At 64.4% G+C, this 11307-nt stretch carries 7 protein-coding genes; 4 read left to right on the top strand and 3 right to left on the bottom strand.

Annotated elements, in window-relative coordinates; all coding sequences use genetic code 11:
• Positions 1-2: 2 nt before the first annotated feature.
• Together rlmN and OU426_RS07125 are read right to left on the bottom strand one after the other, a co-directional pair.
• Positions 3-1193: a dual-specificity RNA methyltransferase RlmN gene (gene rlmN, locus OU426_RS07130; RefSeq protein ID WP_267633238.1), complete on the bottom strand. Its 1191-nt coding sequence runs from the start codon at positions 1191-1193 to the stop codon at positions 3-5.
• A gap of 157 nt (positions 1194-1350) precedes the next feature.
• Positions 1351-3108 carry an ABC transporter ATP-binding protein gene (locus tag OU426_RS07125; protein WP_267633414.1) on the bottom strand — a complete coding sequence of 586 codons (1758 nt, stop codon included), beginning with the start codon at positions 3106-3108 and terminating at the stop codon, positions 1351-1353.
• Between the two features lie 197 nt (positions 3109-3305).
• On the opposite strand from OU426_RS07125, the gene lysA reads away from it, so the two are divergent.
• The 4 genes from lysA (at position 3306) to OU426_RS07105 (ending at position 10660) form a co-directional block, all read left to right on the top strand.
• Positions 3306-4571: a diaminopimelate decarboxylase gene (lysA, locus tag OU426_RS07120; protein WP_267633237.1), complete on the top strand. Its 1266-nt coding sequence runs from the start codon at positions 3306-3308 to the stop codon at positions 4569-4571.
• A 69-nt stretch (positions 4572-4640) separates the two neighbouring features.
• The gene (locus OU426_RS07115; protein ID WP_267633236.1) at positions 4641-7160 is read left to right on the top strand and encodes a TIGR02302 family protein; all 2520 of its coding nucleotides are present in this window, start codon (positions 4641-4643) and stop codon (positions 7158-7160) included.
• Between the two features lie 129 nt (positions 7161-7289).
• Positions 7290-9698 (top strand): phenylalanine--tRNA ligase subunit beta, encoded by a 2409-nt coding sequence (gene pheT / locus OU426_RS07110; protein WP_267633235.1) that lies wholly within the window; start codon positions 7290-7292, stop codon positions 9696-9698.
• A 263-nt stretch (positions 9699-9961) separates the two neighbouring features.
• The gene (locus OU426_RS07105; RefSeq protein ID WP_267633234.1) at positions 9962-10660 is read left to right on the top strand and encodes an HAD-IA family hydrolase; all 699 of its coding nucleotides are present in this window, start codon (positions 9962-9964) and stop codon (positions 10658-10660) included.
• 39 nt (positions 10661-10699) lie between these two features.
• On the opposite strand, the gene OU426_RS07100 is transcribed toward OU426_RS07105, so the two are convergent.
• Positions 10700-11263, bottom strand: coding sequence for a DNA-3-methyladenine glycosylase I (locus tag OU426_RS07100; protein ID WP_267633233.1), 564 nt, complete (start codon positions 11261-11263; stop codon positions 10700-10702).
• Between the last annotated feature and the right edge of the window lie 44 nt (positions 11264-11307).

Raw genomic sequence — 11307 nt, 5'->3', positions numbered from 1 at the left:
CGTTATTGACCGGTCTCGGCGGCGATCTGTGCCCGGCTTTTCCGCGCTCGTTCGGTCGCGGATTTCAGCTGGCCGCAGGCCGCCATGATATCCTCGCCGCGCGGGGTGCGGATCGGCGAGGCATAGCCTGCCTTGTAGATGATGTCGGCGAACGCATGAATCCGGTTGCCCGAAGATCGCTTGTAGGGCGCGCCGGGCCATTCGTTGAAGGGAATGAGGTTCACCTTCGCCGGAATGCCCTCCAAAAGCTTCACCAGACGGTGGGCGTCTTCCTTCGTATCGTTGATGCCGTCGAGCATCACATATTCAAACGTGATCCGTTCGGAGTTCGACAGGCCCGGATAGGCCTTCAGCGCGTCAAGAAGCGTCGCGATGTTCCAGCGCTTGTTGATCGGCACCAGAATGTCGCGGACCTCGTCCGTCGTCGCATGGAAGCTGATCGCCAACTGGCAGCCGATTTCGGTCGCGGTCCGGGCGATTTCGGGCACCACGCCAGAGGTCGACAAAGTGATCCGGCGGCGGCCGAGCGCGATGCCCTCGCCGTCCATCACGATATTCATCGCGTCGCGGACATTGTCGAAATTGTAGAGCGGCTCGCCCATGCCCATCAGCACGATGTTCGAGACAAGCCGCGGCCCGTCCTCGCCCGTGCCCGTACCGGGTGCGGGCCATTCGTCCAGATCGTCTCGGGCGAGCATCACCTGACCGACGATCTCGGCCGGGGTCAGGTTGCGCACCAGTTTCTGCGTGCCCGTGTGGCAGAAGGAACAGGTGAGCGTGCAGCCGACCTGAGACGAAACGCAAAGCGTGCCGCGGCCTTCCTCGGGGATATAGACGACCTCGACCTCGTGGCCGCCGGCGATGCGCACCAGATATTTGCGGGTGCCGTCGGCGGACAGCTGGCGGGTGACGACCTCAGGCAGCGCGATGGTGAAATTGTCGGCAAGGAGGCGTCGATAATCCTTCGCCAGATTGGTCATCGCATCGAAATCGCGCACGCCCCAATGGTAGATCCATTGCCAGACCTGCCCGACCCGCATCTTCGCCTGTTTCTCCGGCGTGCCCGCGGCGATGAGCGCCTCGCGAAGGGCTGCCCGTGTCAGACCGACGAGATTGACCTTGCCCTCGACCGGCTGGCGGCGAGGGATCGCATGGACATCGGGCACCAGAGGTGCGGGGGCGGCATCGGACATGGAACAACCATCAGGGATTCGAGACCCGCTCCTATAGGCGAAAAGCGCGGCGAACGGAACAGGGTGGCTCACAGGGATGCTCATCGTCGCACTTCGTGCGCTCTTCGCGAGCCACTCCGACGAGAAGCGAAGCGCACGAGGAGGCCTCGGGTAGCGCTTAACCGACCGCCCGAAACTGCTGGTCGTAGAGCCTGCGGAACAGCCCGCCCTTCGCCAGAAGCTCCTCGGTCGTGCCCTGTTCCACGACCTTGCCTTCGTTCACAACACAGATCTTGTCGGCTTCCAGCACGGTCGAAAGCCGGTGGGCGATGACGATGGTGGTGCGTCCACGCGTAAGCCGGTGCAGCGCTTCCTGCACAAGTGCCTCGGAGGTCGCGTCAAGTGCGCTCGTCGCTTCATCAAGCAGCAGGATCGGGCTGTCCTTGAGGATCGCCCGCGCGATCGCCAGCCTTTGCTTCTGCCCGCCCGACAGGAAGGCGCCATTCTCGCCCACCTGGGTCTGATAGCCCTGTGGAAGCGCCTCGATGAATTCGTGCGCATTGGCCGCACGCGCCGCTTCGATCACCTGATCTTCGGTCGCGTCGGGTCGGCTGAGGCGGATATTCTCGATGATGCTCGCCGAGAAGAGGAAGGTCCCCTGCCCCACAAAGGATATCCGTTCACGCAATGTCGAGAAGGACACGGTGCTCAGATCTACCCCGTCGATCGTAACGGTGCCGGATTGCGGGTCATAGAGCCGCAGAACCAGATTGAGGATCGTCGACTTGCCGCCGCCGGACGGTCCGACCAGCGCGGTGGTCTTGCCTGCTTCGCAGACCATTGAAATATCGCGCAGTGCCGGCTGGTTCTTGGCGTAAGCGAACTTCACGGCGGTGAACTCGACCCGCCCCGGCCCCGGAGGCAGGGCGACGGGCTCTGCGGCTTCCGTGAGTGTCTCGGGCGCGTCCAGCAGATCGTACATCATCTTCACGCCGACCATGCTCGCCTCGATCGACACGCGCATGCGCGACAGCCGCTTCGCCGGCTCATAGGCCATGAGAAGTGCGGTTACGAATGACATCAGCTGGCCAGCAGACGTGGGGGATTCGCCAAACAGGTTCACAGCGCTGAGTGCGACGACGCCCGCGATTGCGAAGCCTGACAAAGTGTCCATCAGCGGGCTCGTCACCGCCTCAAGCCGCGCGATCGCGTTTGCGCGCTTTTCGACCTGCCCTACAGCCGCATTCATCCGCCCCGCCATTTTCTCTTCCAGCGAGAAGGCTTTCACCACCATGATCCCGGCCGAGGTTTCCTGCACGACCTTGAAAATCTCGGCGAGCGAGGCAAGTTCCTGCTCCATGATCGCGCGCACCTTGCGCAAAATGAGCCGCACGCCGAGAAGGGCGAGAGGACCGACCAGAAGCGAGACGACCGACAGGGTCGGCTGCTGATAGACCATCACACCGACCAGCCCGACAAGGGTCAGCAAGTCGCGCACGAAGCCGGTGACCAGAATGTCGATGATCGCGCGCGCAGACTGCGCCGATTGCGTCAGCCGCATCAGGAGGCTGGAGGATTCGTTGGTGTTGTAGAAGGCCGCGCCCTGGCGCAACAGTTTCGCATAAAGCCTGCGCTGCTGGACCGCGACGATCCGGTTACCCGCCCGCGTCAGCGCCACAGTCTGCACATAACTCGCCACGCCCTTCAGGAAGAAGATCAGCGCCACCGCCCCTGCGACCAGAAAGACCCGCATCCGGTCGTCCGGATTGGTCATCGAATCAACGATATCCTTCATGATCCAGGCGGTCAGCGATGTCGTCGCCGCAACCATCACCATGGCGATGACGGCAATGATATAGAGCGGCATCTGGGCGCGGAAATTCTCGCGCAGGAGCCGGCCGATGTGGCTATCCCGGAAACCGGACAGAACGTTCATTTTCACCGGGTGCTCATCTGCGATTTCTGGTCAAGGCGTGGTAGTTAAGTATCGCTTTGCCGCGGTCAAGCCAACCCAAAGCCCGCAGGCGGGTTACCGCCGCTCCTTCGGCGATGATTTTCACGCTTTTCCCTTGGCGCGCGACCGATCTGACCCTAGGGATGCGGGCGGTGCAGCGTCTGGCAGAAAGGTCTTCGATGGATCACTTCCTCTACCGAAACGGCGTCCTTCATGCCGAAGACGTGCCCCTGCCGGAGATCGCCGCAGCGGTCGGTACGCCCTTCTATGTCTATTCGACCGCGACGCTTGAGCGCCATTTCCGGCTATTTCAGGAAGCGCTGAGCCCGCTCGACCATCTTGTCTGCTTCGCGGTCAAGTCGAACGGCAATATCGCGGTCCTGAAGACGCTCGCGCGTCTTGGCGCGGGTATGGATGTTGTTTCCATCGGCGAATATCTGCGCGCAAAGGCCGCAGGTGTTCCGGGCGATAGGATCGTGTTTTCCGGCGTCGGCAAGACGCGGGAGGAGATGCGAACAGCGCTTGAGGGCGGCATCCGCCAGTTCAACGTGGAAAGCGAGCCCGAGCTGCGCGCGCTGTCCGAGGTCGCCACGAGCCTTGGTGCCACCGCACCGATCACCATCCGCGTGAACCCCGACGTCGATGCGCGTACCCATGAAAAGATCGCCACCGGCAAGAAGGAAAACAAGTTCGGCATCCCGATCGAGCGCGCCCGCGAGGTCTATGCCGAGGCCGCGCGCCTGCCGGGGATCGAGGTCGTAGGCATCGACGTTCATATCGGGAGCCAGCTGACCGAGCTTGAGCCGTTCGAACAGGCCTATCTCAAGGTCGCCGAATTGACCGGCATCCTGCGCGCCGATGGCCATGTGATTCGCCGCCTCGACCTTGGCGGGGGACTTGGCATTCCCTACACCCGGTCAAACGAGGCACCGCCCTTGCCGCTTGATTACGGCGCGCTGATCAAGCGCACCGTCGGGCATCTGGGCTGCGAGGTGGAAATCGAGCCGGGCCGCCTGATTTCCGGCAATGCCGGGCTTCTGGTCGCCTCTGTCATCTATCTCAAGCATGGCGAGGGCCGCGATTTCCTGATCCTCGACGCGGCGATGAACGATCTGGTGCGCCCGTCCATGTACGGCGCCCATCATGACATCGTGCCGGTGATCGAACCGGCGCCGGGCGTGGAACAACGGCCCTACGACATCGTCGGGCCGGTCTGCGAAACCGGCGACACCTTTGCCAAGGCCCGCCCGCTGCCGCCGGTAGGCGAGGGCAATCTGGTGGCCTTCCGCTCTGCCGGGGCCTATGGCGCGGCGATGGCATCGGAATACAATGCCCGCCCGCTTGTCCCCGAAGTGCTTGTTCATGGGCAACAATTTGCCGTTATCCGAGAACGTCCGACCTATGAGGAGATGATAAACCGCGATAGACTGCCTACATGGCTCTAGAAGCGGACGGGACGCACCTTGGCGGTTTCCGGTCCGGCGAAAGGCAAGATGACGAGAGAGACCCGGCAGATGCCCGTAGAGAGGGACCTGCGCTGGCCCCTGCGCCTTACCCGCGCGGGGCTCGTGGCCGAACGTCTGACCCGCGCCTTCTGGCCGCTCTGGACCCTTGCCATCGCCTCTATCGCGGCCCTCGCGCTCGGTTTTCAGGACTGGGCGCCGCTGGAACTGTTCTGGGCCGCGCTGGTCGCGGTGCCGCTCGCGCTCATATTCTTCGCCGTGCGCGGGTTGCGCGCGTTCCGCTGGCCCACGGCGGCGGAGGCCGCGGCACGGCTCGACGCGACCCTGCCCGGTCGGCCGATTGCAACCTTGAACGACCATCAGGCCATCGGCGCCGCTGATCCGGCCTCCCGCGCGGTGTGGCAGGCGCATCTCGACCGGATGCGCGTCCTGGCGCGCACTGCAAAGGCTCCCGCGCCCGACCTCAGGCTTGCCGCGCGTGACCCGTTCGCCCTGCGCTATGCGGCCTTCACCGCGCTGATGATCGCTCTGCTTTTCGGCTCGCTCTGGCGGCTCGCCACGGTGACGGCGCCTGCAGCCGGTGCCACGCAAGTCGCGGCCAGTTGGGAAGGCTGGATCGAACCGCCCGCCTATACCGGGCGGCCAACGCTTTATCTCTCGACCGTGAAGGACGAGAAGCTGGAAGTGCCGACCGGCAGCCGCATCATCCTGCGCCTTTACGGCCCCGCAACGGCGCTGACCGTGACGCAGGATATCGCCAGCCCGCCGCCCACCCCGGCAACGGCGCCAGAGGCAGCGCCGGACAGTCTGCGCGCATTCGACCTCGTCGCGACGAAATCCGGCACGCTTTCCATCGACGGGGAAGGCGGGCGGAGCTGGCAAATCTCGGTCCTCGCCGACGCGGCGCCCACCATCGCGCCCGAAGGGCCGATGGACCGCAAGGCCGACGGTCGCATGGTGCAAAGCTTCCACGCCACCGACGATTACGCCATCGCCAAGGGCGAGGTGCGTTTCACGCTTGATCTTGCCTCGATCCAGCGCCGCTACGGCCTAGAACCCGATCCCGAACCCCAGCCGGTTCTGACCTTCGACCTGCCCCTGCCAGTCAGTGGCAGCCGCGCCGATTTCACCGAGGTGCTGGGCGAGAATGCATCAGAGCACCCTTGGGCCAACCTGCCGGTCATCATGACGATGACGGTGATTGACAGCGCCGGGCAAACCGGCACATCGGAACCACTGGCGCTGACACTGCCGGGCCGCCGCTTCTTCGACCCGCTCGCCGCCGCCGTGGTCGAGATGCGCCGCGATCTTCTGTGGTCGCGCACCAATGCCAAGCGTGCCGACCAGATCCTGCGCGCCATCACTCATCGGCCTGAAGGCTTCGTGCGCGACGAAAAGGCCTATCTGATGCTGCGTGTGGCGATCCGGCGGCTGACGGCAGGGCGCGAGGGCGGCGAATTGAAGCCCGAGCTGCGCGATGAACTGGCGAAGGCGCTCTGGGATGCGGCGCTTCTGATCGAAGATGGCGGTCTCGACAATGCCCGCGAACGGATGCGGCGCGCGCAGGAGCGGCTTTCGGAAGCGATCAAGAATGGCGCGAGCCAGGACGAGATCCAGAAGCTGATGGACGAACTCAGGGCCGCGACCGACGATTACCTGAACATGTTGGCCGAACGGCAGGAGGAAGACCCGGCCGACCGGTTCACGGACAACCAGCAGGGACCGAACATCACCGACGACCAGATCCAGCAGATGATGGATGAAATCCAGCGGCTGATGGAAGAAGGCAGCATGGCCGAGGCGCAGGAACTTCTGAACGAGCTGAACCAGCTTCTGGAGAATCTGAAGGTCACTCAGGGGGAAGGCGGCGAGGGGCGGCAGCGGCCGGGCCAGCAGGCGATGCGCGATTTGCAGGATACTTTGCGCAACCAGCAGCAATTGTCAGATGACGCTTTCCGTGAGGGCCAGCAAAACCCCGAGGGGCGAGAAGGTCAGGGTGACCCCCAAGGCATGCGCGACGGCGAGGAGGGGCCTGAGGAACAGGCCGACCCATCGACCGGCGGCGGCGAGGATGGTCAGAGCCTTGCCGACCGGCAGCGCGCGCTGAGGCGCGAGCTTGACCGTCAGCGCAAGGGCCTACCGGACGCGCAAGGGCAGGATGCCGACAATGCCCGCCGCTCGCTCGAAGAGGCGGGCCGCGCGATGGACGGCGCCGAAGAGGCCTTGCGCAACAACGACCTGCCGACCGCGATCGACCGTCAGGCCGAGGCGATCGAGAACCTGCGCGAAGGCATGCGCAGTCTCGGTCAGGCCTATGTGCAGGATCAGAACCGCCTGCAGGGCGCCGAGGGTCAGGCGCAGGGCGATCCAAACCGCGAAGTGCCGCTTGACCCGCTTGGCCGCCAGGACGGCGCGCGCGGCCAGCTGGGCGATGGGCGTGACGTCTTGCAGGACAAGGATGTCTACCGTCGCGCCCGCGATCTGCTGGACGAAATCCGCCGCCGCTCGTCCGATCAGACCCGCCCCGACCTGGAACTGGACTATCTGAAGCGCCTCCTCGACCAGTTCTAAGGGGCGACGCAGGTTATCCGGGCGCAATCGCGCCCGCGCACCCTTTCCTGCCCGCGCCCTATGCGCTATCCCGGGCCGCGACGAAACGGCCGGCCGGGCGATCCCGGCCCCGAAATCCGGGACCAGACCATGAAATTCACCCTCTCCTGGCTGAAGGATCACCTCGACACCGGGGCGACGCTGGACGAGATCACCTATGCGCTGACCGACCTCGGGCTTGAGGTCGAGGAGGTCGTGGATCGCGCCGCGCGGCTGAAACCCTTCACGCTGGCTAAAGTTCTACATGCCGAACAGCACCCCGACGCCGACAAGCTCAGGGTCTGCCGGGTCATGACCGACGAGGGTGAAAAGCAGATCGTCTGCGGCGCGCCGAATGCGCGGGCGGGGATCATCGTCGTCCTGTGCAAGCCCGGCGACTATGTGCCGGGCATCGATGTGACGCTGGGCGTTGGCAAGATCCGCGGCGTCGAGAGCCACGGCATGATGGCCTCGGAACGCGAGCTGGAATTGTCCGACGAACATAACGGCATCATCGAACTGCCGTCGGGCGAGGTGGGCGACAAGTTCACCGACTGGCTGGCGGCGAACCGGCCCGAAACCGTCGATCCGATGATCCATGTGAAGATCACGCCAAACCGCCCAGACGCGCTTGGCGTCCGCGGCATCGCCCGCGACCTCGCGGCGCGGGGATTGGGGACGCTGAAACCCCTCGACATCCAGCCGGTGAAAGGCGTGTTCGACAGCCCCGTCGGCGTCCGGATCGAAGGCGGGCTGAAAGACAAGGGCTGCCCCCTTTTCGCGGGCCGGGTGATCAGGGGTGTGAAGAACGGCCCCTCGCCCGCCTGGCTGCAGGCACGGCTGACGGCGATCGGCCTCCGGCCCATTTCGACGCTCGTCGATATCACCAATTTCTTCACCTACGCACTGAACCGCCCGCTTCACGTCTTCGACGTGGCCAAGGTAAAGGGCGATCTGCGCATCCACCCGGCGAAGGGTGGCGAGGAGTTGCTGGCGCTCGACGGCAAGACCTATACCCTGCGCGAAGGGATGATGGTCATTTCCGACGACCAAGAGCCGGAAAGCCTTGCCGGGATCATGGGGGGCGAACTCTCTGGCTGCACCGAAGAGACGACCGATGTCTTCCTTGAAAGCGCCTATTGGGACCCGATCACCATCGCCGCCACGGGGCGCGCGCTGAAGATCAATTCCGATGCCCGCTACCGGTTCGAACGCGGCGTGGACCCGGCCTTCACCCTGCCGGGGCTGGAACTGGCGACCCGCTTGGTCATCGACCTCTGCGGCGGCGAGCCGTCGCATGTGGTGATGGACGGCGCCGTTCCCGACACATCGCGCGCCTACCGGCTTGATCCGGCGCGGGTGATCTCGCTCGTCGGCATGGACATCCCCGAGGCAGAGCAGCGCGCGACGCTGGAAGCTCTGGGCTTCACGCTGAAAGGCGACATGGCCGCGCCGCCGTCCTGGCGGCCCGACATTCTCGGCGAGGCGGACCTTGTCGAGGAAGTGGCGCGGATCGCCTCGCTGACGAAACTCGAAGGCAAGCCGATGCGGCGGGCGCGGCCGGGCGTGCCGAAACCGATCCTGACGCCGATGCAGGTCCGGGAAAAGACCGCGCGGCGCACGCTCGCGGCCTTGGGCTACAATGAATGCGTGACCTACTCCTTCATCGACGGCGCCTCGGCCGCGCTCTTCGGTGGCGGGGCAGAGGCGACGCGGCTCGAAAATCCGATCTCGTCGGAAATGACCCATATGCGCCCCGACCTTTTGCCCGGCCTCCTGCAGGCGGCCGCGCGCAATCAGGCGCGCGGTTTCATGGATCTGGCGCTTTTCGAGGTTGGTCAGGCCTTTTCGGGCGGCGAACCGGGCGAACAGGCCCTGCAGGCAACCGCCCTGCTGGTGGGCGCGAGTGCAGCGCGCGACCCGCACGGCAGCCGCCGCCCGGTCGATGTCTATGACGCCAAGGCCGATGCCGAGGCGGTGCTCGCCGCCATCGGCGCGCCCCTGAAGGTGCAGATCGGCCGCAAGGTCGCGGGTTGGTTCCATCCCGGCCGCTCTGGCGCCATGTCGCTTGGCCCGAATGTCATGGCCTCTTTCGGCGAAGTGCACCCAAAGGTCCTGAAAGCGATGGATGTGAAGGGTCCGGCTGTCGCCCTGACCATCCACTTGGCAGCCGTCCCCTTCCCGAAGGTGAAGACGGCAACCCGGCCCGCGCTCGACATTTCCGACCTGCAGGCGGTCGAACGCGATTTCGCCTTTGTCGTGGACAAGGGCGTCGAGGCGCTGACACTGGTCAATGCGGCACAAGGAGCCGACAAGGCACTGATCGAGCGCGTCGCGGTCTTTGACCAGTTCGCGGGCGAGAAGGCCGAGGCGCAGATGGGGGCGGGCAAGAAATCGCTCGCCATCACCGTGCGCCTGCAGCCGCGCGACAAGACCCTGACCGAGGCGGAGATCGAGGCAGTGAGCGCCAAGATCGTCGAGAAGGTCGCCAAGGCGACGGGCGGTCATTTGCGTACTTGACACGTCTAGGCGCTGCCTTTGGGAGGCACCCGGGTAAGCGAGGTGTCCTTAACGAACTAGAATCCGCTGTGAATGCAGAACCTTTCGGACACGCATTCGGTGCGGCGGCGATGAAAGCGCCCGCCTTGATCGCCCAAACCGGAGCGATCACGATCAGGAATGCGACAGGCCAAATATGCATGACATCACCCGGCCGCTTCGTGATATTAATGAAGGCAGACGTTCGCGGTACTGTCATCAGCGTGTGATTCCCGGAGGCTGACGTGCCGATTCAGGTGAAGACACTTCTCTTCGACATTGGAGGCACTGTTTTCGACTGGAACGCACCGCTGATTGCGGCTCTGAGTCGGCACGCTGCCTTCGCCGGAATTGATCCTGCGGCATTTGCGCTAGACTGTCGCGCTGGTTTTCTCGATGCCGCAGGCTCCGCTTCTCGGGGCGAAACTCAGCGGCAAAGTTCTGATCTGATGCTGGCGAACGTCATTGACGGTTTGCTTGGGGCGTTGCGCGTTGCGCCGGATGAGGAGGCCCGGCGCGACCTGCATCACGCCTGGCGCCACATGGTGGCTTGGCCCGGCGCACGCGAGGGCATCGAAAGACTGCGGCAAAGAATTGCCGCGCTGCCTCTGACGATACTCAGCTGGTCTATGGCGTCCGGTTCATCGAGAGCTAGTGGCATCGTATGGGATGGCTATCTGTGCTGTGAGATGATGGGCCTCTACAAGCCTGACCCTGCCTGCTACGCCCGGGCAGCGACCTTAGTGGATTGCCGCCCTCACGAAATCGCAATGGTCGCCGCGCACCCGAGCGATCTGCGCGCCGCTCAGGCCTGTGGATACCGCGCATTCTATGTGTTTCCGCAGATCGAGGATCCCGGGGAAGATTACGCCGACACCGGATTCGCCCGAGAGTTCGATATTGTAGCGAGGGATTTTGGTGATCTCGCCCGTCTGCTGACCTGAGGACTGGCGCAGGCGCACTGGCAGATGTCGTACCGCGCCTCAGCAGTTCAGTGCAGCATGCCGGTGGCAGGGGACGATATGGTCGTTCACCATGCCCACGGCCTGCATGAACGCGTAGGTGATCGTCGGCCCGGCAAAGCGGAAGCCCGCTTTCTTGAGGTCTTTCGAGATACGCTCTGACAGCGGCGTCTGGGCGGGTACATCGGCCATCGTGAGGAAATTGTTCTGAAGCGGCCGACCGTCGACATAGCGCCAGAGATAGCGGTCGAACCCTTCGCCTTCGGCGATGGCGAGATAGGCGCGGGCATTGCCGATCGTCGCCTCGATCTTGGCGCGGGACCGGACGATGCCGGGGTCGGCGAGAAGCCGCGCCACGTCTGCCTCGCCCCAGCGGGCGATGGTGGCGGGGTCGAACCCTTCGAAAGCGGCGCGAAAGGCGTCGCGCTTTTTCAGGATGGTGATCCAGCTCAGGCCCGCTTGAAACCCGTCAAGGATCAGCTTTTCCCACAAAGCACGCGCATCATATTCCGGCACGCCCCATTCGGTGTCGTGGTATTCGACATAGATCGGTTCCGTCCCGCACCAGCCGCAGCGTTCGGTCATCCGCCTCTCCTCTCGTGATCTCCTACGCCTCATAGCCCGGCCGA

The sequence above is a fragment of the Frigidibacter sp. RF13 genome, assembly GCF_026626305.1.
GTDB lineage: Bacteria > Pseudomonadota > Alphaproteobacteria > Rhodobacterales > Rhodobacteraceae > TMP-24.
Note: the sequence above shows the minus strand (reverse complement) of the source record. Positions and strands in the feature narration are given on the sequence as shown.